The 23662-nt window shown below is 28.9% G+C and carries 22 protein-coding genes; all 22 read left to right on the forward strand.

The window, feature by feature from the left end:
* The first annotated feature begins 9 nt into the window (after positions 1-9).
* The 22 genes from rpsB to AC4FQ1_RS00970 all read left to right on the forward strand — a co-directional run bounded on the left by rpsB (position 10) and on the right by AC4FQ1_RS00970 (position 23644).
* On the forward strand, positions 10-711 hold the full coding sequence (gene rpsB / locus AC4FQ1_RS00865) for a 30S ribosomal protein S2 (RefSeq protein WP_303127081.1): 702 nt from the start codon (positions 10-12) through the stop codon (positions 709-711).
* Positions 712-805: 94 nt separating this feature from the next.
* Positions 806-1714, forward strand: a complete 909-nt coding sequence (gene tsf, locus AC4FQ1_RS00870; protein WP_303127083.1) for a translation elongation factor Ts — start codon at positions 806-808, stop codon at positions 1712-1714.
* Between the two features lie 72 nt (positions 1715-1786).
* Positions 1787-2497, forward strand: a complete 711-nt coding sequence (gene pyrH / locus AC4FQ1_RS00875) for a UMP kinase (RefSeq protein ID WP_303127085.1) — start codon at positions 1787-1789, stop codon at positions 2495-2497.
* 16 nt (positions 2498-2513) lie between these two features.
* Entirely contained in the window at positions 2514-3071 is a 558-nt protein-coding gene (gene frr, locus AC4FQ1_RS00880; protein WP_303127087.1) for a ribosome recycling factor, read from the forward strand.
* 62 nt (positions 3072-3133) lie between these two features.
* Entirely contained in the window at positions 3134-3895 is a 762-nt protein-coding gene (gene uppS / locus AC4FQ1_RS00885; RefSeq protein WP_491168653.1) for an undecaprenyl pyrophosphate synthase, read from the forward strand.
* Between the two features lie 19 nt (positions 3896-3914).
* The gene (locus tag AC4FQ1_RS00890; RefSeq protein ID WP_491168654.1) at positions 3915-4709 is read left to right on the forward strand and encodes a phosphatidate cytidylyltransferase; all 795 of its coding nucleotides are present in this window, start codon (positions 3915-3917) and stop codon (positions 4707-4709) included.
* 87 nt (positions 4710-4796) lie between these two features.
* Positions 4797-5759, forward strand: coding sequence for an AI-2E family transporter (locus tag AC4FQ1_RS00895; RefSeq protein ID WP_491168655.1), 963 nt, complete (start codon positions 4797-4799; stop codon positions 5757-5759).
* Positions 5760-5780: 21 nt separating this feature from the next.
* The gene (gene dxr / locus AC4FQ1_RS00900; protein ID WP_491168656.1) at positions 5781-6938 is read left to right on the forward strand and encodes a 1-deoxy-D-xylulose-5-phosphate reductoisomerase; all 1158 of its coding nucleotides are present in this window, start codon (positions 5781-5783) and stop codon (positions 6936-6938) included.
* 11 nt (positions 6939-6949) lie between these two features.
* Entirely contained in the window at positions 6950-7963 is a 1014-nt protein-coding gene (gene rseP, locus AC4FQ1_RS00905; protein WP_303127097.1) for an RIP metalloprotease RseP, read from the forward strand.
* Positions 7964-7974: 11 nt separating this feature from the next.
* The gene (ispG, locus tag AC4FQ1_RS00910; protein ID WP_491168657.1) at positions 7975-9024 is read left to right on the forward strand and encodes a flavodoxin-dependent (E)-4-hydroxy-3-methylbut-2-enyl-diphosphate synthase; all 1050 of its coding nucleotides are present in this window, start codon (positions 7975-7977) and stop codon (positions 9022-9024) included.
* An 87-nt stretch (positions 9025-9111) separates the two neighbouring features.
* Positions 9112-13449: a PolC-type DNA polymerase III gene (locus AC4FQ1_RS00915; RefSeq protein WP_491168658.1), complete on the forward strand. Its 4338-nt coding sequence runs from the start codon at positions 9112-9114 to the stop codon at positions 13447-13449.
* 236 nt (positions 13450-13685) lie between these two features.
* Entirely contained in the window at positions 13686-14144 is a 459-nt protein-coding gene (rimP, locus tag AC4FQ1_RS00920) for a ribosome maturation factor RimP (RefSeq protein WP_303127103.1), read from the forward strand.
* Positions 14145-14159: 15 nt separating this feature from the next.
* Positions 14160-15266 carry a transcription termination factor NusA gene (nusA, locus tag AC4FQ1_RS00925; RefSeq protein ID WP_303127105.1) on the forward strand — a complete coding sequence of 369 codons (1107 nt, stop codon included), beginning with the start codon at positions 14160-14162 and terminating at the stop codon, positions 15264-15266.
* A 14-nt stretch (positions 15267-15280) separates the two neighbouring features.
* Positions 15281-15547: an RNase P modulator RnpM gene (rnpM, locus tag AC4FQ1_RS00930; protein WP_303127107.1), complete on the forward strand. Its 267-nt coding sequence runs from the start codon at positions 15281-15283 to the stop codon at positions 15545-15547.
* Entirely contained in the window at positions 15540-15857 is a 318-nt protein-coding gene (locus AC4FQ1_RS00935) for a ribosomal L7Ae/L30e/S12e/Gadd45 family protein (protein ID WP_303127109.1), read from the forward strand. The genes rnpM and AC4FQ1_RS00935 overlap by 8 nt, the downstream gene beginning before the upstream one ends.
* A gap of 14 nt (positions 15858-15871) precedes the next feature.
* On the forward strand, positions 15872-17914 hold the full coding sequence (gene infB, locus AC4FQ1_RS00940) for a translation initiation factor IF-2 (RefSeq protein WP_303127111.1): 2043 nt from the start codon (positions 15872-15874) through the stop codon (positions 17912-17914).
* Positions 17915-17931: 17 nt separating this feature from the next.
* The gene (rbfA, locus tag AC4FQ1_RS00945) at positions 17932-18282 is read left to right on the forward strand and encodes a 30S ribosome-binding factor RbfA (protein ID WP_303127113.1); all 351 of its coding nucleotides are present in this window, start codon (positions 17932-17934) and stop codon (positions 18280-18282) included.
* A 3-nt stretch (positions 18283-18285) separates the two neighbouring features.
* A complete protein-coding gene (locus tag AC4FQ1_RS00950) occupies positions 18286-19272 on the forward strand; it encodes a DHH family phosphoesterase (RefSeq protein ID WP_303127115.1) in 987 nt (328 codons plus the stop codon).
* Entirely contained in the window at positions 19260-20135 is an 876-nt protein-coding gene (gene truB / locus AC4FQ1_RS00955; RefSeq protein ID WP_491168659.1) for a tRNA pseudouridine(55) synthase TruB, read from the forward strand. The genes AC4FQ1_RS00950 and truB overlap by 13 nt, the downstream gene beginning before the upstream one ends.
* Before the next feature lie 24 nt (positions 20136-20159).
* Entirely contained in the window at positions 20160-21074 is a 915-nt protein-coding gene (locus AC4FQ1_RS00960; RefSeq protein ID WP_491168660.1) for a bifunctional riboflavin kinase/FAD synthetase, read from the forward strand.
* Positions 21075-21190: 116 nt separating this feature from the next.
* Complete coding sequence (rpsO, locus tag AC4FQ1_RS00965) at positions 21191-21454, forward strand: 30S ribosomal protein S15 (RefSeq protein ID WP_491147163.1); 264 nt, start codon at positions 21191-21193, stop codon at positions 21452-21454.
* A gap of 81 nt (positions 21455-21535) precedes the next feature.
* Positions 21536-23644 (forward strand): polyribonucleotide nucleotidyltransferase, encoded by a 2109-nt coding sequence (locus tag AC4FQ1_RS00970; RefSeq protein WP_303127123.1) that lies wholly within the window; start codon positions 21536-21538, stop codon positions 23642-23644.
* Positions 23645-23662 lie beyond the last annotated feature (18 nt).

The raw sequence follows: 23662 nt of genomic DNA on the forward strand, positions 1-23662 counted from the left end.
GGTAACAATATGTCAGTTATATCAATGAAACAATTATTAGAAGCTGGTGTACATTTTGGACACCAAACTAGAAGATGGAACCCTAAAATGGCTCCTTACATCTTCACAGAAAGAAATGGAATCTATATTATAGATCTTCAAAAAACAGTTAAAAAGGCAGAAGAAGCTTATAACTTCTTAAGAGAAGTTTCAGAAGAAGGAAAAGAAGTACTTTTTGTTGGAACTAAGAAGCAAGCTCAAGAAGCTATTCAAGAAGAAGCTGTAAGATCAAACATGCACTTCGTAAACAACAGATGGTTAGGTGGAATGTTAACAAACTTCAAGACTATCAAAACTAGAATCAAGAGATTAGAAGATTTAGAAAGAATGCAAGAAGATGGAACATTTGATGTTCTTCCTAAGAAAGAAGTTATAAAATTAAAAGGCGAAATGGAAAAGCTTGAAAAGAACCTTGGCGGTATCAAGAATTTAGATTCAAAGAATATCGGAGCTATGTTCGTAGTTGACCCAAGAAAAGAAAAGAATGCTATTTCAGAAGCTAAAATATTAGGAATTCCAGTTGTAGCTATCGTAGATACAAACTGTGATCCAGAAGAAGTTGATTACGTAATTCCAGGAAATGATGATGCTATAAGAGCTGTAAAATTAATCGCAGCTAAAATGGCTGATGCTATAATCGAAGGAAGACAAGGTGAACAAATAGCTGAATAATATAGATGCTAAATAAAAGGTAGGTGAGGGTAACTTCATTTACCTTTTACCCTAGATGATAAGGGTTACTTTTAAAATTTAAGGAGGAATTATAATGATTACTGCAAAGTCAGTTAAAGAATTAAGAGATAAAACTGGTGCAGGTATGATGGACTGCAAAAAAGCTTTAACAGAAACTAATGGAGATATAGAAAAAGCTATCGAAGTATTAAGAGAAAAAGGATTAGCTGCTGCTGCTAAGAAAGCTGGAAGAATAGCTGCAGAAGGTATAGTTAAAACTTTTGTAACTGAAGATAAAAAGAAAGCTTCAATAGTAGAAGTTAACTGTGAAACAGATTTCGTTGCTGCTAACGAAGATTTCATAGCATTTGCTGAAAATGTTGCTAAATTAGTAGTTGAAAGCAATGCTACAACAGTAGAAGAATTATTAAACGAAAAAATGGGAGATGCTACAGTTCAAGAAACTCTTACTGCTTTAGTTGCTAAGCTTGGAGAAAATATGACAGTAAGAAGATTTGAAAGATTAGCATTAGAAAATGGTGCAATCGAAAGCTATATTCACGGTGGCGGAAGAATTGGTGTTTTAGTTGAAGTTTCAACTGAAGGAAATCAAGAAGTAGCTTCAGAAGTAGCTAAAGAAGTATGTATGCAAGTAGCTGCTGCTAACCCTCTATTTTTAAACAGAGATTCAGTAGATCAAGAATCATTAGAAAAAGAAAAAGAAATCTACAGAGTTCAAGCTTTAAATGAAGGAAAGCCAGAAAAAATCGTTGAAAAAATGGTTATGGGAAGAATTCAAAAATACTTCAAAGAAGTTTGTTTAGTTGACCAAGTATGGGTTAAAGATGGAGATAAGACAATAGCTAAGTTATTAGAAGAAAAGTCAAAAGAAGCAGGTGCTCCAATGACTATAACAAAGTTTGTTAGATTTGAAAGAGGCGAAGGAATCGAAAAGAAAGAAGAAAACTTTGCTGAAGAAGTTGCAAAACAAATGGGTAAATAGTGACCTACAAAAGAGAACACCTTGTGTTCTCTTTTTTTGAAAATCAACATATGAATATTTGGAGGGATTTAAATGGCAGATTGTAAATATAATAGAGTAATACTAAAATTATCTGGTGAGGCTCTTGCTGGAACTAATGGTTTTGGATTAGATTTTAATGTAGCGAAAAGAATAGCATTAGAAATAAAAGAATTAGTTAATTCAGGAGTAGAAGTTGGATGTGTAGTTGGAGGCGGAAACATCTGGAGAGGTAGAAGCGGCGAAGGTATGGATAGAACTACTGCTGACTATATGGGTATGATGGCTACTTGTATAAATGCTTTAGCTCTTCAAGATTCACTTGAGCAAGTTGGAGTAGATACTAGAGTATTAACTGCAATAGAAATGAAAGAAATAGCTGAACCTTTTATAAGAAGAAGAGCTATGAGACATTTAGAAAAAGGTAGAGTTGTTATATTTGCAGCTGGAACAGGAAATCCATATTTCTCAACTGATACTACAGCAGCTCTTAGAGCGGCTGAAATAGAAGCAGACGTAATTCTTCTAGCTAAAAAAGTAGATGGTGTTTACGACAAAGACCCTCATAAGTATTCAGATGCTAAAAAATATGATAAACTATCATATATAGAAGTTTTAGAACAAGGATTACAAGTTATGGATTCAACAGCGACTTCTTTATGCATGGATAATGAAATTCCTATATTAGTATTTGGTTTAGATGAACCAGGAAATATTCAAAAAGCAATTACAGGTGAAGAAATAGGTACATTAGTTTCAAAATAAAAAAAGGAGGATATTTATGACTAAGGCGATTTTCAAAACACTAGAAGAAAAAATGCAAAAAACAATAAATGTTTTACAAAGTGATTTATCAACAATGAAAGCAGGTAGAGCTAATCCTACAATGCTTGACAGAATTCAAGTTGAATATTATGGAAGTATGTGTCCTTTAAATCAAGTAGCTAACATATCTGCTCCAGAACCAAGAGTTCTTCAAATAACTCCTTGGGAATCAACTCTTTTAAAAGATATAGAAAAGGCTATTCTTACTTCAGATTTAGGTCTTAATCCTTCAAATGATGGTGCTGTTATAAGATTAATAATACCAGAATTAACAGAAGAAACTAGAAAAAATCTAGTTAAAAATGTAAAAAAAGCTGGAGAAGACGCTAAGATAGCATTAAGATCAATTAGAAGAGATTCAAATGATAAGATAAAGGCTCTTAAGAAAGATGGAGAGCTTACAGAAGACGAAATGAAAAAAGCTGAAGATAATATTCAAAAATCTACTGATAAATTTGTTAAGGAAATAGATAAGTTAATAGAAGCAAAAGAAAAAGAGATAATGTCAATCTAATTTAAACAAAAAACCTGCTCTTTAGCAGGTTTTTTACATAAATAAAGGTGGGGAGGAAACTCATGCTTAATTTTTTAAAAGGGGAAAAAGAAAATATAGATAATAACATAAATATTGATATGGGTAATATTCCTGAACATATTGCTATAATAATGGATGGTAATGGAAGATGGGCTAAAAAGAGAAAATTACCAAGAACTATGGGTCATAAAGCTGGTGTTGAAACTATCCGTAGAGTATTAAAAGAAGCAGATAGACTTGGGGTAAAGTATATGACTTTATACGCATTTTCAACTGAGAATTGGAAAAGACCAAAAGATGAAGTAAATGCACTTATGAAATTATTAATACAATATTTAAAACAAGAAATTAATGAGCTACATAAAAACGGCGTTAAAATAAATGTTTTAGGAGATATATCTAGACTTCCTATAGAATGTCAAAAAGAAATAAAATCATCAGTTGAAAAGACGGAAAATAATACAGGAATAACTATGAATATAGCTTTAAATTATGGTGGAAGAGATGAAATAATAAGAGCTACAAAATTAATTGTAGAAGATGTTTTAAATGGGAATATTAATTTAGAAGATATAAATGATGAGATTTTTGAAAAACATTTATATACAAAAGATATACCTGACCCGGATATTATAATAAGACCTTCTGGGGAACAAAGATTAAGCAATTTTCTTCTTTGGCAGTGTGCTTATTCTGAATTTTGGTATTCAGATATTTGCTGGCCTGATTTTAAAGAGGAAGATTTAAGAAGAGCCATTTATGATTTTCAAAATAGAGATAGAAGATTTGGTGGAATAAAATAATAAATAAGGAGGTTTTCTAGTGAAATCAAATAGCAGATATCTTGGTGCTTTAATGATTGCTCCGTTTATTATATTTGTATTTTTAGGTGGAATTTGGCTAGAATTATTTACTTTAATAATTTCTGCAATTGGTATGCATGAATTTTATAGTGCTTTAAAGAAAAAAGATTTTAATCCTATATCAATAATAGGATATTTAATGCTTTTATTATTTTATGCATTAAATAATAACTTTCAGTATCTAACATATTTAGTTGTATTTTCAACATTTGTACTTTTGATAATTCCTGTTGTTAATTTAAAATATACTTTTATAGATGTTTCATTAACATTGCTAGGATTTATGTATGTTGGAATTTTATTTAGTTTTTTACATTTAGTAAATATAAAATATGGTGGTGAATTCCTTGTTTGGCTTATATTTATAGGCTCATGGATGACTGATACTGCAGCTTATTATTCAGGAAAGTTTTTTGGAAAACATAAATTATGTCCTAAAGTTAGCCCTAAAAAAACAATAGAAGGATCTATTGGAGGGATAATAGGAGCAACATTATTTTGTGGTTTATTTGGAATAGTTGTATCAAAATATATTTATATAATGCCAATTTATAATTATTTTATAATAGGTATTTTATGTGGAGTATTTAGTCAATTTGGAGATTTAGTTGCATCTTCAATAAAAAGATATGTTGGAATAAAAGATTATAGTAATTTAATACCAGGACATGGAGGTATATTAGATAGATTTGATAGCATATTATTTTCAGGACTTGTAGTATTTTATTATTTAACATTTATAGTATGTATATAAAGAGAGCTCTAATTTAAATTAGAGCTCTCTTTTTTAAATTCTAAGAGTTTTTTTTTTGCATATAAATAAAAACAAAGGGGGAGGGTTATGGAATTAAAAAGAGAACATAAGAAGGTTATAGAAGCTATTTTATTATTATTTTTCATTGTTTTTTTTGTGTTTTTTATAAAAATGTATTTTACTCCTTTTTTATGGATATGCATAACATTGTTACTGTCAAATCCCATATATAATTTATTGTTAAAGTTTAAAATTAGTAATAAATTATCAGCTCTTTTAAGTTTGCTTTTATTAAATTTAACATTAGCATTAACTTTATATTACTTAGGTAGAAATATATTTGAATTATTAATGGATATTTATAGAGAAAACATAAATATAATGAATTATTTAATATTAGAATTTAATGATTTTTTGGAAAATGTATTTGGAAATGTAAATATAAGCAATGAAGCGTTAAAACTAATTAGTCCTGATTTTATAACAAAAGGTGCTATAAATACAGGTGAAGGGATAGTTAGTTATTTTATAGGAAATATTTGTACTTTTTTTATACTTGTAGACAAAAAAAAGATAATAAATTATATATTTAAAGCTGTTCCAAATAATACTTTAGAAAGAATTGATAATAGCAGAAAAAATATAAAAAAAATAATAGTTATTCAATCTGTTCTTGTAATTACATCTAGTATTATAACTATAATAGGATTTAAAATATTAGGAATTAAGGAGTCTATAATTCTTGGAATAATATGCGGTATATTAGATTTACTTCCATATGTGGGAACAATAATTGTATTTATACCAATAATAATATACAATATTATTATAAAAAATTACCTAATATCTTTTGGATTAATATGCCTTTATATATTAATACAAATTTTAAGAGAACTTTTAGAAATGAAATTATTAAGTAATAAATTAAATATGCATCCTTTAATAATGTTTATTTCTGTTTATATAGGAATAAAAGTATTTGGTATAATAGGTATAATAATAGGTCCTATATATAGTATTATGGTAAAAGATATATTTTGTAATAGCTAAATTAAATATGGAGGAAAAGATATGAAAAACATTTCGATATTAGGAGCAACAGGTTCAATAGGAACACAAACTTTAGATGTAATTAGAAAATCTAATAATATAAATTTAATTGGAATTACAGCAAATACTTCAGTAGATAAGGTAAAAGATATAATTGATGAATTTAATCCCAAATATGTAGGAATGATGGATAAAAAATCAAAAGATGAAATAGAAAAGTATGTTAAAGAAAAAAAGTTAGCTATAAACGTATTTGAAGGTATAGAAGGATTAAATAAAATAGCATCCTTAGATGAAATAGATACAGTTGTAACATCAGTAGTTGGAATGATAGGCTTAGAACCAACTATTAATGCTATTAGAAGTAAAAAAGATATAGCTCTTGCTAATAAAGAAACTTTAGTTGTAGCAGGTGAGCTTGTTATGAAAGAAGCTAAAAAGTATGGTGTTAAAATTTTACCAGTAGACTCAGAACATAGTGCAATATTTCAAAGTCTTAGAGGAAATTCTATTAAAGAATTAAAAAAAATAATTCTTACTGCATCAGGAGGTCCATTTAGAGGTGAAAAGATTGAGGACTTAAAAAATATATCATTAGAAGAGGCCTTAAATCACCCTAATTGGAGTATGGGCAGAAAAATAACAATAGACTCATCAACTCTAATGAATAAAGGACTTGAAGTTATTGAAGCACATTGGTTATTTAATTGTGAATATGATAATATACAAGTTTTAGTACATCCACAAAGCATAATACATTCAATGGTGGAATATAAAGACAATAGTATAATAGCACAATTAGGATCAGCAGATATGAGGCTTCCTATTCAGTATGCGCTTAATTATCCAAGTAGAGAAAAATCTATTGCAAATGGAATAAATTTTTATGAAATATCAAATCTTACATTTGAAAAGCCTGATATAGAGACATTTAAATGTTTAAAATTAGCTTTTCAAGCTGGAAAGCATGGAAAATTAATGCCTACAATATTAAATGGAGCAAATGAAGAGGCAGTAGACTTGTATTTGAATAAAAAAATAAAATATCTTCAAATAGGAGATATAATAGAACACTGTATGGAGTATTTTAAGAAAGAAGGGGAAGGAGAAGTAACTTTAGAAAATGTTATTTCTCTAGATAAAAAAGTAAAGGAATATGTAAGGAAAAAATATAGCTAGGAGGAAATTAAATGTATATACTATATGCTATAATAGCATTTGGATTACTTATAATAGTTCATGAGTTTGGTCATTTTATCCTTGCCAAAATAAATGGGGTTAAGGTTGAAGAATTTTCAATAGGTATGGGACCTAAGATTTTTTCTGTAAATGGAAAAGAAACTAAGTATTCTTTAGGGTTATTACCTATAGGCGGTTATGTAAAAATGCTAGGGGAAGAAGAAGAAGTTAAAGATGAAAGAAGTTTTTCATCAAAATCTCCTTTAAGAAGAATTACTATTATATTAGCAGGAGCTATAATGAATTTAATACTGGCTATTGTTATATTTACTACAATTATTAGTAACTTTGGATATGCTTCTACAAAAGTTTACAAAGTTGCAGAAAATAGTCCAGCAGCAAAGGCTGGTATACAGTCAGGAGATAAATTTATAAAAGTTGATGGAGATAAAGTTCATTATTCAGATGATGTAACTTTTGCTATAGCTTTATCTAAAGGTAAGCCTTTAGATTTAGAGATTGAAAGAAATGGAGAACTTTTAAATTTAAAAGTTAAACCAGAATATAATAAGGAAGAAAAAAGAGATATGTTAGGATTTTACTTTGAAAAAATAAAAAATCCTACTATAATAGAAAGCATAAAAGCTGGTTTATATAAAACAGTGTCTGTTGTAGATCAAACTTTTAATGGACTTAAGATGATATTTACTGGGGAAGCTAATCTTAAGACTGATGTTGGTGGCCCTGTTACTATCATAAAATTATCAGGTGCAGCGGCAAAGGCTGGTATATGGAATTTATTAAACTTAACTGCATTTATCAGTGTAAATCTTGCAGTATTTAATTTATTACCACTTCCTGCGCTAGATGGTGGATGGACAGTAATTCTTTTAATTGAATTAATAACAAAAAGAAAGGTTCCAGATAAAGTTGTTGGAGCGTTAAATTTTGTTGGATTTGCATTTCTTATGGGGTTAATGCTTTTAGTAACTGTAAAAGATATACTGTTCCCAATAAATTTATAGGAGAATAAAAAATGAAAAGAAAATTAACTAGAGTAGTAAATATAAAAGATTTGAAAATAGGTGGGAATAATCCTGTTATAATACAATCAATGACTAATACTGATACAAGAGATGTAAAAAGTACACTAGAACAAATAAATAAATTAGCAAGTGCTGGATGTCAAATGGTAAGATGTGCTGTTCCTGACATGGAAGCTTGTGAAGCACTTAAAGAAATTACAGAAAAATCACCAGTTCCAATAGTAGCAGATATTCATTTTGATTATAGATTAGCACTTAAAGCAATTGAGAATGGAGTTTCAAAACTTAGAATAAATCCAGGAAATATAGGTGATTACGAGAGAATAAGAGCTGTTGTTTCTAAAGCCAAAGAAAATGGAATTCCTATAAGAATAGGAGTAAATTCAGGATCTTTAGAAAAAGATATATTACAAAGAGATGGAAAGCCAACTGCTAAAGGATTAGTTGAAAGTGCATTAAGACATGTTAAAATATTAGAAGATTTAAATTTTTATGATATAGTAGTATCAATTAAATCATCAAATGTTCCTATGATGATAGAAAGTTATAGATTAATGAGTGATAAATGTAATTATCCATTACACTTAGGTGTTACAGAATCAGGCACTACATTTAAAGGAACTATAAAGTCAAGTATAGGAATAGGAACATTACTTGCAGAAGGAATAGGAAGTACTATAAGAGTTTCATTAACATCTGATCCAATTGAAGAAATAAAAGTAGCAAAAGAAATATTGAGAGATTTAGAATATACAAAGGAAGGAATAGAACTTATTTCATGTCCTACTTGTGGAAGAACAGAAATAAACCTTATAGGTATAGCTGAAGAAGTTGAAAGACGATTAGAAGGAATAAATAAGAATATTAAAATTGCAGTAATGGGTTGTGTTGTTAATGGACCTGGAGAAGCTAGAGAAGCAGATATTGGAATAGCTGGTGGAAAGGGAGTTGGAATAATATTCAAAAAAGGTGAAATAGTAAAAAAAGTAAAAGAAGAGAATTTAGTTGATGAACTTATAAACGAGATAAAATCTTTATAAGGTTTATAAATTTAAATTATCCCCCAAAATTATAATTGTTTTGGGGGTAATATTTTGAAAAAGTAATTAAGGAAAGGAGGAAATCCTTTGAGTGAAGAGTTTATAAAAAATATTAATAAAGAGATTAAGAAAAATGATACTTTAGAAGAAAAAGAAATAAAATTAAGTAGATTTCAATTTTATAAAAAAAGTAATATATTAAAAGTTGTAATAAAATCAAAACATGATTTATCAAATAGAGAAGAAGATTGGATTAAAGGATTAATAACAAAAAACTTAGAAATAAATATTAATATAGAGCTTTTAATATATAAAGATGTAGATGATGCTACAGCTTATGAAATAATAAAAAAATATTGGTCGGATGTAGTTTTAGATATAGTTAAAAAAAATCCATTATCTAAAAACGTCCTTTATTCAAAAAATAAAGAAGTAGTAGATAATAACACTATAATTATAAGGTATGGTAGTGAAGCTATTATAAATCATCTAAAGAAAAAAGATATAGAAAAAAAAGTATCTTACCAAATACGTGATATATTTGGTAAAAAAATAAGATTAGAGTTGATATATGATAGTTCTTTAGAAGATGAAAACTATGAAGAAAATAAAGCTAAAGAAAATAAAAAAATAGTTGATGATGTTCTTCAAGGAAGAATAGTTCAAAAAAGTGAAGTTCCTAAGGAAAGTAAAAAAGAAAAGAAAGAACATCAAAAGAAACAACAAAATGAAGGTTATCAAAAGTTTAAAAAAGAACCTAAAGGTGAAAATACGATTCTTGGAAGAAATATAAGCCAAGAAGCTATAAATATAAGCGAAATTGATGAGACTTCTGGATATGTTGCAATTATAGGTGAAGTATTTAAAACAGAAATAATAGAAACAAGAACTGGAAAAATGATATTAACATTTTTTATAACTGATTATACAAGTTCAATTACAGTTAAATGTTTTTTAAGAGATAAGGATAAAGAAGAAGTTTTAGATAATGTAAAGAAGGGGCTTTACTGTAAAGTAAGAGGAGAAGCTATATATGATACATATGCAAGAGAAGTTGTAATAATGGGTAGAGATATAGTAAAAATGAAGAAAATAGAAAGAATGGATGGTTCAGAGGAAAAGAGAGTAGAATTACATCTTCATACTAATATGAGTACTATGGATGGAATGGTATCAGCAAGCAAAATGATAGAGAGAGCTTCTAAGTGGGGGCATGAGGCTATTGCTATAACAGATCATGGAGTTGTTCAGGCTTTTCCAGATGCTCAAAGTGCTTCTAAAAAATTTGGAGTTAAAGTTATATATGGAGTTGAAGGATATTTGGTTAATGATGGAATTCCTTTAGCTATAGGTGAAAATGGGGAATCTTTAGATGATTCTTATGTAGTATTTGATTTAGAAACTACAGGTTTTTCACCTAAAAATGATAAAATAATAGAAATAGGCGCTGTAAAAATCAGAGAAGGAAAAATAATTGATAGATTTAGTGAGTTTGTAAATCCAGAAAGAAATATACCATATAAAATAACTGAACTTACAGGAATTTCAGATAGTATGGTAGCTGAAGCAGAAACAATAGATACATTATTGCCTAAATTTTTGAAATTTTGTGAAGGAAGTGTATTAGTTGCACATAATGCAGCTTTTGATACTGGATTTATTAAATACAACTGTAGAAATAAATCACTTAAATTTTCTTTTACTATATTAGATACAGTTCCTCTTGCTAGATTTTTATATCCAGAATTAAAGAAGGTTAAGCTTAATATAGTTGCTAAACATTTAGGCATATCTTTAGAGAATCATCATAGAGCAGTAGATGATGCTGAAGCAACAGCGCAAATATTATTAAAATGTTTTGAAAAATTAAAAGAAGAAAAAGAGATATATGATTTAAAAAGTTTAAATAATCAGTTTTTATCTCATATTGATATAAAAAAGCAACCTACTAATCACATAATAATATTAGCTAAAACTCAAGAAGGACTTAAAAATTTATATAAATTAGTGTCTGAAGCACATCTAGATAACTTTTTTAAAAATGCTAGAACCAAAAAATCTAGACTTCAAGAAATGAGAGAAGGACTTATAATTGGTTCAGCTTGTGAAGCGGGTGAAGTATATAGGGCTATTTTAGATGGTAAAAGTGATGAGGAAATTATTGAAATATGTAGATTTTATGATTATCTAGAAATACAACCAATTGCAAATAATAATTTCTTAATTCAAAAAGGGAATGTAAATGATGAAGAAGAATTAAGAGATATTAATAAGAAAATATATAATATAGGTAAAAAGTTAAATAAATTAGTTGTAGCGACTGGAGATGTTCATTTTTTAGATCCACAGGATGAGGCGTTTAGAAGAATTATAATGGCTGGTAAGGGATTTAAAGATGCTGATAATCAACCTCCTCTTTATTTAAAAACAACGGACGAGATGCTTAAAGAATTTTCTTACTTAGGTGAAGAAGAAGCAAAAGAAGTTGTTATTTTAAATCCTAAGAAAATAGCATCTGAAGTTGAAAATATAAAGCCAATACCAGAAGAAACTTTTCCCCCTAAAATAGAAGGGGCAGAAGATGAAATAAGAAATATGGTTAATAATAAAGTTCATAGTATATATGGTGAAAATTTACCAGATGTAATACAAAAAAGATTAGATAAAGAACTTAATTCAATAATAAATAACGGTTATGCAGTTCTTTACCTTATAGCACAAAAACTTGTTGCAAAATCTTTAGAAGATGGATATTTAGTTGGATCTAGAGGATCTGTTGGATCTTCTTTTGTTGCAACAATGTCTGATATTACTGAAGTTAATGGATTACCACCACATTATGTTTGTCCAAATTGTAAAAAATCCGAGTTTTTCCTAGATGGATCTATAAGTTCAGGAGCTGATTTGCCTGAAAAAAATTGTCCAAATTGTGGAACACCTTACAAAAGGGATGGGCATGATATTCCATTTGAAACATTTTTAGGTTTTGAAGGAGATAAAGAGCCTGATATAGATTTAAATTTCTCAGGAGAATATCAGGGAGTAGTTCATAAATATTGTGAAGTTTTATTTGGAAAGGGTTATGTTTTTAAAGCTGGAACAATAGGTACAGTGGCAGAAAAAACTGCTTATGGATATGTAAGAAAATATTTAGATGAAAGAGGCATAAGAGCAACTAGTGCTGAAATTGAAAGATTAACAATAGGATGTACTGGTATAAAGAGAACTACTGGTCAGCACCCGGGTGGTATTATGGTTGTACCTAGCGATAATGAAATATATAATTTTTGTCCAATTCAACATCCTGCAGATGATAATGATACAGATATAATAACAACACATTTTGATTATCATTCAATAAGTGGTAGACTTTTAAAACTTGATATATTAGGTCATGATGATCCGACAGTTCTTAGAATGTTACAAGATTTAACTGGGCTTGATCCTAAAACTATTCCTTTAAATGATGAAAAAGTTCTTAGTTTATTTACTAAACCAGATGCTCTTGGAGTTACCAAAGAAGAGTTAAAATGTGAAGTTGGAAGTTATGGATTGCCGGAGTTTGGTACAAAATTTGTAAGACAAATGCTTGTTGATACCCAGCCAAAATCATTTGCAGATTTAGTTAGAATATCAGGGCTCTCACATGGTACAGATGTTTGGCTTAATAATGCTCAATATTTTATTAAAGAAGGCTATACAACTTTAAAAGATTGTATAGCAACAAGAGATGATATTATGGTTTACTTAATGTACCAAGGTGTTCCACCAAAGGCGTCATTTACCATAATGGAAAAGGTAAGAAAAGGAAAAGGGCTAACTGAGGATGATGAAAAATTAATGAGAGAAAACAATGTACCAGATTGGTATATAGAATCTTGTAAAAGAATAAAATATATGTTCCCAAAAGGACACGCTGTTGCATATGTTATGATGGCTGTAAGAATAGCTTATTATAAAGTTTATTATCCTGAAGCTTATTATGCTACATATTTTACAGTAAGAGCTGATGATTTTGATGCTGACCTTATATGTAAAGGTGAAGGAGCAATTGATGATAAACTACAAGAATTATATAGTTTAGGGAATGCAGTTACAGCAAAAGATAAGGGAATGATAACATCTTTAGAAATGGCATTTGAAATGTATAAAAGAGGATTTAAATTTTTAAGAGTAGATTTATATAAATCAGAAGCAACTAAGTTTATAATAGAAAAAGATGGATTAAGACCTCCTATAAATGCACTTCAGGGAGTTGGAGATAATGCAGCAAAAGCTATAGTTGAGGCTAGAAAAGATGGAGAATTTATATCAAAAGAAGATTTAAGACTTAGAGCAAAAATAACAAAAACTGCTGTAGAAACATTAGATAATCATGGATGCTTAGAAGGAATGTCTGAAACTAACCAGTTATCTTTATTTTAAAAGTTCATTATATTGACAATTTATTTAAAGATACTTGAAAAAAGATAGCTTATATGATAGACTTTATATGAAGAAGATTATTACTAATAGCTAGATTAAAGGAGTGGGAAGTAATTACCCGCTCTTTCTGTTTAGAACGCAACTTAATAATAGGTTGCGTTTTTACTTAGAAATAGAATTTTAGTGTATTGGGAATAATAAGAGCAAAAAATTGAATATGGAAAAGGAGGACAAATATGAAAAAAGATGCTTTAATCGAAAGAATAGAAGAATTAGTTATTCCAATAACTGATGATTTAGGATATGAATTATATCATGTTGAATTCGTAAAAGAAAATGGAGAAAATTATTTAAGAATATATATAGATAATGAAGATGGCATAACACTTACTGATTGTGAAAATGTTTCAAGAAGAGTTAGTGAAATGTTAGATATAGAAGATCCAATAAGTACTTCATATTATCTTGAAGTTTCTTCACCAGGAATAAATAGAAACTTATATAAAGAAGATCACTTTAATAGATTTATAGGTAAAGAAATATTTGTAAGATTTACAAAGACAACAAATGGACGTAAAAATATAAAAGGTATATTAAAATCATGTAAAGATGGTTTTATAGAAATAGATGGAGAAGAAACAGTAAGGATTGAACTTGAAAAGGTTAAATCAGCAAATTTAGAAGGAGAATTATAAAAGGAGGATAAACAGATGAACGAAGAGTTTATAGGTGCTCTTAAAGAGATAGTAAAAGAAAAAGGAATAAGTGAAGATTTAATATTTACAACAATTGAGGATGCAATGGTTGCAGCATATAAAAAAAATTATGCAAATCAATATACATCAGCTCAAAATGTCAAAGTTTCAATAAATAGAAATAATGGAGAAATAGGAGTTTATGCTCAAAAAGTTGTTGTTGATGAAGTTTATGATGAAGTAACTGAAATCAGTTTAGAAGAAGCAAAAGAAATAAATCCTAAATATGAAGTTGATGATGTTGTTGATATAGAAGTTACTCCAAGAAACTTTGGTAGAGTTGCAGCTCAATTAGCTAAACAAGTTGTTACACAAAGAATAAAAGAAGCAGAAAGAAATATAGTTTATAGTGAATATAAAGATCAAGAGTTTGACATAATAACAGGTACTGTTCTTAGAAAAGATAAAGGATTAGTATTTGTAAGCATAGGAAAACTTGAAGGAGTTATAGGACCTAATGAGCAAATGAAAGGTGAAGAATACAATTTCAACGAAAAGTTAAAACTATATATAGTTGAAGTTAAAAACACTTCAAAAGGAGCTCAAATAAATGTTTCAAGAACTCATCCAGGATTAGTTAAGAGATTATTTGAACTTGAAGTTCCAGAAATTTATGAAGGAATAGTTGAAATTAAGAGTATATCAAGAGAAGCAGGATCAAGAAGTAAAATTGCTGTATATTCAAATGATGAATCTGTAGATGCTATGGGAGCGTGTGTTGGCCCTAAAGGAGTAAGAGTTCAAAATATAGTAAATGAACTTAAAAATGAAAAGATAGATATAATAAAATGGAGTAAAGACCCAGCAGAATTTATAGCTAATTCTTTAAGTCCAGCAAAAGTTTTAAGTGTTACAGTTAATGAAGATGAAAAATCAGCAAAAGTTGTTGTAGATGATAATCAACTTTCTTTAGCAATTGGAAAAGAAGGTCAAAATGTTAGATTAGCAGCTAAATTAACTAATTGGAAAATAGACATAAAGAGTAAGACACAAGCTTTAAAAGAAGAGGAAGCAAATAAAGAAGAAGTTATTAATATGGATTCAGAAGAAATATCAGAATAGGAGAGATGTTTTTTATGAAGACTAAAAAAATACCTTTAAGAATGTGCACTGGATGTATGGAAATGAAGCCGAAAGTTGAACTTATAAGAGTTGTAAAATCAAAAGATGGTGAAGTTTCTGTAGATTTAACAGGAAAAAAGTCAGGTAGAGGAGCTTATATTTGTAGATCTACTGAATGTTTAAAAAATGCAGTAAAAACAAGAAGACTTAGTAGAAATTTAGACATTCAAATAGATGAGGCAATTTATGATAGGCTAAGGGAAGAGATGAAAGATGAATAAATTTTTGAATTTTCTAGGATTAGCTAAAAGATCAGGTAGCCTGATAGAAGGATATAGCAGATGCAATGAACTTAGAAATAAGACAAAAATATATCTTTTTGTAATTTCAAAAGATGCATCTGAATCAACTAAGAAAAAATTTAAAAAGCATTGTAATGAAAATGAAATAACATATATTGAAGACTTCTCTAAAGAAGATTTAGGGATTGGCATAGGAAAAGAAGAAATTAAAATTTTAGCAATTAAAGATCAAAATATGGCTAAAAAGTTATTATCTCTTTACGAGGAGGAAAATGTATGTAGAAATTAACCGGGGGTGACTGTATGTCAAAAATTAGAGTGTATGAATTAGCAAAGGAACTTAATATAAGTTCAAAAGATTTAATTGAATTATTAATGGATGAATTTAATATAGAAGTCAAGAATCATATGAGTGTAATAGAAGATGAGGATGCAGAACTTATAAAAGAACTTTTAGGAAACTCATCAGAAGGAACAGCAGAAATCGTAGAAGAATACGAGAAAATTGTTGACGAAGAAGTAAACAAAGGACCTAAGAAAAAGAAAAAAGGTAAGAGAAATTCAAATTCAAATGAAGATAATGATGGTGATGAAGCTAAAATTATTGAAGTTGGTGAAACTATTCTTGTAAAAGAATTAGCAGAAAAATTAAATAAACCATCAGCAGATGTTATAAAAACACTTATATTTACTGGTGTTATGGCTGGAATAAATCAAGAAATAGATTTTGCTACAGCAGAAAAAGTTTGTGAAAAGTACGAAGTTTTAATAGAGAAAAAAGAAGAATCAGCAGAGCTTGATAAATTAGAAATAGAAGATGAAAAAGAAGAAAATCTTCAAAAGAGACCTCCTATAATAACTGTAATGGGACACGTTGACCATGGTAAGACATCACTTTTAGATGCTATAAGAAAAGCTAAGGTTACTGCAACAGAAGCAGGTGGTATAACACAACACATAGGAGCATATACAGTAACAGTAAATGGAGAAGAAATAACATTTTTAGATACTCCAGGACATGAAGCTTTTACAGCAATGAGAGCAAGAGGGGCACAAATTACAGATGTAGTTATATTAGTTGTTGCAGCAGATGATGGAATAATGCCACAAACAAAAGAAGCTATAAGCCACTGTAAAGCAGCAGGGGTTCCTATGGTAGTTGCTATAAATAAAATAGATAGACCAGGAGCTAATATAGATAGAGTAAAACAAGAATTAACTGAGTATGGATTAGTTGCAGAAGACTGGGGTGGAGATACAATATGTGTTCCAGTTTCAGCTAAAGAAGGTCAAGGAATAGGTACATTACTTGAAATGGTTCTTTTAACAGCAGAAATGTTAGAATTAAAAGCTAATCCAAATAGAAAAGCTAAAGGAACTGTAATTGAAGCTAAACTTGATAAAGGTAGAGGAGCAGTTGCTAGTTTACTTGTTCAAAATGGTACTTTACATGTTGGAGATTCAATATTAGTTGGATCAACTTATGGAAGAATAAGAGCTATGTTTGACGATACAGGAAAGAAAATAAAATCAGCTGGTCCATCAATTCCAGTAGAAATTTTAGGACTTTCAGAAGTTCCAGCAGCAGGAGACAGATTTAATCAAGTAAAAGATGAGAAAACTGCTAGAAATATGGCTGAAAACAGAAAAGAAAAAATGAAAGCTGAAAGTCAAAATAGACATAGAGTTTCTCTTGAAGATTTATATAGTCAAATAAAAGAAGGTACTGTAAAAGAATTAAGTATTATAGTAAAAGCTGATGTTCAAGGTTCAGTTGAAGCTATAAGACAATCTTTAGAAAAATTATCAACAGAAGATGTTAAAGTAAGAGTTATACATGGAGGTGTTGGTGCTATAACTGAAACAGATATAACATTAGCAACTGCTTCTAATGCAATAGTAATAGGATTTAATGTAAGACCGGATAATAATGCTGTTTCAGCGGCTGAAAAAGATGGTGTAGATATTAAAACTTATAGAATTATATATGATGCAATAGATGATGTTAAATCAGCTATGATTGGAATGCTTGAGCCAGAATATAAAGAAGTTGTATTAGGTAAAGCAGAAATAAGAGAAACTTATAAAATATCAAATGTTGGTACAATAGCTGGATGTTATGTTACAGATGGAAAAATAACAAGAAATTCAGATATAAGAGTTATAAGAGATGGTATAGTAATATTTGAATCAACTTTAGCATCTTTAAAAAGATTTAAAGATGACGTAAAAGAAGTTAAGAGCGGATATGAATGTGGATTAAGTGTTGAAAAATTCAATGACATTAAAGAAGGAGACATTATTGAAGCATATACTATGGAAGCCATCGAAAGAAAAGAACTGTAATTAAGAGGTGAATTAACATGGCTAATTATAGAGGTGGAAGAATAAACGAAGAAGTTAAGAAAGTTGTAAGTAGTTTAATTCAAAATGAAATAAAAGATCCTAGATTAACAGCTATGATTTCAGTAACAGGCGTTGAAGTAACTAGAGACTTAAGTTATGCAAAAGTATTTGTAAGCATATTTGCAAATAGTGAAGAAGAAAAAGAAAGCAATCTAAAGGCTTTAAAAAGTGCAAGTGGATTTATAAGAAGAGAAGTTGGGCGTAAGGTTAAATTAAGAGTTACCCCACAAATAATTTTTGAATTAGACGAATCAATCGATTATGGAATGAAAATTGATGGATTAATAAGAAAAGCTAAGGAGCAATAATATATGGCACTTAAGGATATTAAGAAAATTATCATTGAGGCTAATAAAATTGGAATAACATATCATACATCACCAGATGGAGATGCTATAGGTAGTGCCTTAGGTCTTCTTAATGGGTTAAGAGAACTTGGTAAGGAAGTGTATATAATATCTAAGGATACACTTCCTGAAGATTTCTCTTATCTTCATTACTCAGAAGAAATTAATGGTACAATTACAGAGCCAACAGAAGGAACGGACTTGGTAATTGTTTTAGATTGTGGGAATTTAGAAAGAATATCTGCAGATTTATCGCAATTTAAAGGAATGATAATTAATATAGATCATCATATGTCGAATGATAATTATGGGTTTATAAATTATGTTGATACTGAGGCGGCTGCTACAGCAGAAATAGTATTTTTATTATTAAAAGAAATGGGATATGACTTTTCAGTTAAAGAAGATATATTGCAAAAAATAGGAAATTGTATATATACATCTTTAGTTACGGATACAGGTTCTTTTAGACATTCTAATGTTACTAAAAGAACACATAATATAGCTGGGGATTTAATTGAAGTAGGAGTTAATAATTCAAGTATATACAATAATTTGTTTGATAATAGAAGTATAAATAAACTTAATTTGATGGGATATGTTTTTCAAAGAGCTAAACTTTATTTTGATGGTAAAGTTGTTTGTGCATCTATAGATGATAATATAATAAAAAAATTTGATGCTGAAAAAGAAGATACTTCAGATATAATAGGAACTCTTTTAAGTATAAAATCAGTTGAAATTGCTATTCTTTTAAAGGAAGTTGAAGAAGGTGTAAAAGCAAGTCTTAGATCAAAAAATGATTTTGATGTTAGAAAAATAGCAGAACAATTTGGAGGCGGTGGACATATAAAAGCTTCTGGACTAATGCAAAGAGGGGTTTTACTTAATGTAGCTAAAGATAATCTTTTAAAGTCTATTGAAAGAGAGTTAATGTCATGCAAGGAGTAATTAATATATTTAAAAAACCTGGAATGACATCTTTTGATGTTGTAAGAATTATAAAGAAGATTTCAAAAGAAAAGAAAGTAGGACATACAGGCACTCTAGATCCTGAAGCATGTGGTGTTTTACCAATTTGTCTTGGAAAAGCAACAAAAATAATAGATTATATAATGATAGCACCTAAAAGATATGAAGTTGAATTTTCTTTAGGATTTAAGACTACAACATATGATTTAGAAGGTGAGGTTCTAGATAAAAAGGATATTTCTCATCTTGAGGAAAATATTATATATAATGTCATAAAATCTTTTGAAGGAACTTATAGTCAAATTCCACCAATGTATTCGGCTATTAAAAAAAATGGTGTAAGATTATATGATTTAGCAAGACAGGGAATAGAAATCGAAAGAGAAGGTAGAGAAGTTACTATATATAACATAGATAATATAAAGATAGATTTACCTAAAATTACAATGTCTGTTAGGTGTTCTAAGGGAACATACATAAGAAGTTTATGCTATGATATAGGTGAAAAATTAGGTGTTTATGGAACTATGTGTAAGTTAAAAAGAACTGAAACATCAGTATTTAAAGAACAAGATAGTATAAATATAGATTTACTAAATGAAGATAATATTAGTGAATATTTAATACCTATAGAAAAAGCATTAAATGCATACCCTTCTGTAACTATAAATAATAAATTTAGAAATCTTCTTGTAAATGGAGCAAATGTATACGATAAGAGGATTTTTAAAAGTGATGTTGAGATAAATACTTTATATAGAGTTTTTGATGAAGATAATATGTTTTTAGGGCTTGGAAAAAAATATAAAGATGGATTTAAGTTAGAAAAATTATTAATATAACTTAATAGGAGAGAATGCTAAAAGATGAAAGTAATTGATAAAAAAGATACTGGATATTATATTGCATTAGGAAGTTTTGATGGATTGCACAAAGGACATTTGTCATTAATAGAAAAGTGTATAGAGCTTTCTAAAATAAACAATTGCAATAGCATGGTATTTTCATTTAGTAATCATCCAAGAACTGTTATTAATCCAGATAAAAAAATAGAATATTTAATGAACAATGATGAAAAAATTAATATTCTAAAAAATGAGGGTATAGATAAGGTTGTTCTTAGAGAATTTAATAAAGAATTTATGGAATTATCAGCAGAAGGATTTATAGAGAAACTTTGCAATGAATATAATGTTAAAGGTATAGTAGTAGGTTTTAATTATAAGTTTGGACATAAAAATCTAGGAGATACAAAACTTTTAGAAAAACTATCTAAAATTTATAATTATGATTTAAAAATTATGGAACCACTTTTATTTGATGGATATCCTATAAGTAGTACTAGAATAAGAAAAGCAATAAGAGATGGTGAAATTGAATGTGCAAATAAGATGTTAACTAGACCTTATAATATTACAGGAAAGATAATACATGGTAGACAGTTAGGTCGAACTATTGGATTTCCTACTGCAAATTTAAAAATGAATTTCAATAAAATTATTCCTTGCATTGGTGTATATTATAGCAATGTAAAGTGGAATAATAAAATATATAAGGGAATAACATCAGTTGGTAAAAATCCTACTGTTGAAGGTAAGAGTTTAACAATAGAAACATATATATTAGATTTTGATAAAGAAATTTATGGAGATGAAATAACTTTGTATTTTCTTGAAAGAATTAGAGGGGAAATAAAATTTAACTCTATATATGAATTAAAGAATCAATTAAAAAATGATGAAAAGTTTGCACAATTAAGAAGAATAAATCATATTATATAAATTTTATTTACAATAATAGATTGTTCTGCTATAATAAATAGCGGAAACCTAGTCCTACGTTATAAGGTGCCATCTTATTACGTGGAACTAAGGGGATATTTTACGGAGGTGTAATTATGGATAAGGCAAGAAAGCAAGAAATAATTAAAGAATTTGGAAGAAGTGAACACGATACAGGATCAGCAGAAGTTCAAATAGCTTTATTAAGCGAAAGAATTAACGAATTAACTGAACACTTAAAAGTTCACAAGAAAGACCACCACTCAAGAAGAGGATTATTAATGATGGTTGGACAAAGAAGAGGTCTTTTAAATTACTTAGCAAAGCAAGATATCGAAAGATATAGAGCTATAATTAAAAAATTAGGTTTAAGAAGATAGCTTAGAGCGGTTAAAACCGCTCTATTATTTTAAAATAATTAGAAAAATTTGTAAGAAAACAAGTCGAAAGGAGGGTTCCTTATGAGAAATACAATAGGTACAGTAATAGCTGGAAGAGAAATGAAAGTTGAATTTGGTGATTTAGGTATGTTATCAAATGCTGCTGTGTTAGTAAGCTATGGAGATACTGTAATATTAACTAATGTAAATAAGTCAGAAGAACCGAGAGAAGGTATAGATTTCTTTCCATTAAGTGTAGAATATGAAGAAAGATTATATGCTGTTGGAAAAATACCTGGAGGATTTATAAAGAGAGAAGGAAGGCCATCAGACAAAGCTATTCTTCATGGAAGAGCTGTTGATAGAACTATAAGACCTTTATTTCCAAAGGGATATAGAAATGATGTTCAAGTTGTATGTACTGTAGTTTCAGTTGAAAAAGATAATTTGCCTGAAATATTAGCTATAAATGCAGCTTCAATAGCTTTATGTTTATCAAGTATACCATATAATATTCCAGTAGCTGGAGTACAAGTTGGTTTAGTTGATGGCGAATTCATACTTAATCCTACATCAGAACAAAGAGAAAAAAGCATATTAGATCTTACTGTATGTGCTACTAAAGAAAAGGTTATGATGATAGAGGCTGGTGGAGATGAAATACCAGAAGATACAATGATAGAAGCAATAAACTTTGGATTTGAATCATGTCAACCAATAATAGCCTTTCAAGAAGAAGCTATGGCTAAGTTAGGAAAAGCTAAAGAAGAAGCCGTTCTTTATAGAGTAGATGAAGAAGTAGAAAGAGATGTTAAAGATTTTGCTTCAGATATGGTAAAAGATGCTATGTATATCATGGATAAAGATGAAAGAAATGAAGCTATGAGCAAAGTAAACGAAGCGGTTTATGCAGAGTTTTCTGAAAAGCATGAAGGTAAAGAAGGAGACATAAAAGAAGTTCTTTATACAATGCAAAAAGCAGTAGTTAGAAATATGCTTTTAAAGGATAAAAGAAGACCAGATGGTAGAGCTTTTGATGAAATAAGACCACTTGATTGTGAAGTTTCAATTTTACCAAGAACTCATGGTACTGGATTATTTACAAGAGGATTAACTCAAGTAATGACAGTTGCTACATTAGGATCAATTGGTGATATACAAATATTAGATGGAATAGACGAGGCAGAGTCTAAAAGATATATGCATCATTACAACTTCCCAGCATATAGTGTTGGAGAAGTAAGACCGCTTAGAGGTCCAGGAAGAAGAGAAATAGGTCATGGAGCTTTAGCAGAAAGAGCACTTGAACCTTTAATACCTTCTGAAGATGAATTCCCATATACTATAAGATTAGTTTCAGAAGTTTTAAGTTCAAATGGTTCAACATCACAAGCTTCTGTTTGTGGATCTACTTTAGCATTATTAGATGCAGGAGTTCCTATAAAAAGACCAGCGGCAGGTATTGCTATGGGACTTATAACATCAGAAGATTTAACTGAAGAAGAAGTATTAACTGATATCCAAGGAATAGAAGACTTCTTTGGTGATATGGATTTTAAAGTTGCAGGTACAGAAAAAGGTATAACATCAATACAAGTTGATACTAAGCTTAAAGGGTTAAGTTTTAATGTTGTAAATACTGCAATAAAAAATGCTAGAAAAGCTAGAATGACAATTTTAGAAAAAATACAAGAATGTATACCAGAGCCAAGAAAAGATGTTTCAATATATGCACCAAAAACATCAATTATAAAAATTGATCCAGAAAAAATCAGAGATGTAATTGGAGCCGGTGGAAAGGTAATTAACAAAATTATCGAAGATACTGGTGTAAAAATAGATATAAAAGAAGATGGAACAGTATTTGTATCATCAGTAGATCATGATGGAGTTAAAAAGGCTATTAGCATAATAGAAGGTTTAACTAAAGAGGTTAAAGCTGGAGAAATTTACTTAGGTAAAGTAACTAAGATAACAACATTCGGAGCTTTTGTAGAAATTCTTCCTAATAAAGAAGGGCTAGTGCATATTTCAAAATTAGATAAAAGTAGAGTAAATAAAGTTGAAGATATAGTTTCGGTTGGTGATGAAATCCTTGTTAAAGTTACAGAGATTGATAACCAAGGAAGAATAAATCTTTCAAGAAAAGATGCATTAGAAGATAATGAAGAAAAAGAAGATAAGGAATAATAAAAGGGCAATATAATT

This window comes from Clostridium sp. TJA020 (assembly GCF_058310295.1).

Bases quoted from the DNA above. Each gene is read 5' to 3' on its own strand.
- truB (WP_491168659.1), top strand. From the start codon at position 19,260: ATGCAAGGAGTAATTAATATATTTAAAAAACCTGGAATGACATCTTTT.
- dxr (WP_491168656.1), top strand. From the start codon at position 5,781: ATGAAAAACATTTCGATATTAGGAGCAACAGGTTCAATAGGAACACAA.
- rnpM (WP_303127107.1), top strand. From the start codon at position 15,281: ATGAAGACTAAAAAAATACCTTTAAGAATGTGCACTGGATGTATGGAA.
- rpsB (WP_303127081.1), top strand. From the start codon at position 10: ATGTCAGTTATATCAATGAAACAATTATTAGAAGCTGGTGTACATTTT.
- rseP (WP_303127097.1), top strand. From the start codon at position 6,950: ATGTATATACTATATGCTATAATAGCATTTGGATTACTTATAATAGTT.
- AC4FQ1_RS00895 (WP_491168655.1), top strand. From the start codon at position 4,797: ATGGAATTAAAAAGAGAACATAAGAAGGTTATAGAAGCTATTTTATTA.
- AC4FQ1_RS00970 (WP_303127123.1), top strand. From the start codon at position 21,536: ATGAGAAATACAATAGGTACAGTAATAGCTGGAAGAGAAATGAAAGTT.
- frr (WP_303127087.1), top strand. From the start codon at position 2,514: ATGACTAAGGCGATTTTCAAAACACTAGAAGAAAAAATGCAAAAAACA.
- tsf (WP_303127083.1), top strand. From the start codon at position 806: ATGATTACTGCAAAGTCAGTTAAAGAATTAAGAGATAAAACTGGTGCA.
- pyrH (WP_303127085.1), top strand. From the start codon at position 1,787: ATGGCAGATTGTAAATATAATAGAGTAATACTAAAATTATCTGGTGAG.
- AC4FQ1_RS00950 (WP_303127115.1), top strand. From the start codon at position 18,286: ATGGCACTTAAGGATATTAAGAAAATTATCATTGAGGCTAATAAAATT.
- AC4FQ1_RS00935 (WP_303127109.1), top strand. From the start codon at position 15,540: ATGAATAAATTTTTGAATTTTCTAGGATTAGCTAAAAGATCAGGTAGC.
- nusA (WP_303127105.1), top strand. From the start codon at position 14,160: ATGAACGAAGAGTTTATAGGTGCTCTTAAAGAGATAGTAAAAGAAAAA.
- uppS (WP_491168653.1), top strand. From the start codon at position 3,134: ATGCTTAATTTTTTAAAAGGGGAAAAAGAAAATATAGATAATAACATA.
- AC4FQ1_RS00960 (WP_491168660.1), top strand. From the start codon at position 20,160: ATGAAAGTAATTGATAAAAAAGATACTGGATATTATATTGCATTAGGA.
- rpsO (WP_491147163.1), top strand. From the start codon at position 21,191: ATGGATAAGGCAAGAAAGCAAGAAATAATTAAAGAATTTGGAAGAAGT.
- rimP (WP_303127103.1), top strand. From the start codon at position 13,686: ATGAAAAAAGATGCTTTAATCGAAAGAATAGAAGAATTAGTTATTCCA.
- ispG (WP_491168657.1), top strand. From the start codon at position 7,975: ATGAAAAGAAAATTAACTAGAGTAGTAAATATAAAAGATTTGAAAATA.
- rbfA (WP_303127113.1), top strand. From the start codon at position 17,932: ATGGCTAATTATAGAGGTGGAAGAATAAACGAAGAAGTTAAGAAAGTT.
- infB (WP_303127111.1), top strand. From the start codon at position 15,872: ATGTCAAAAATTAGAGTGTATGAATTAGCAAAGGAACTTAATATAAGT.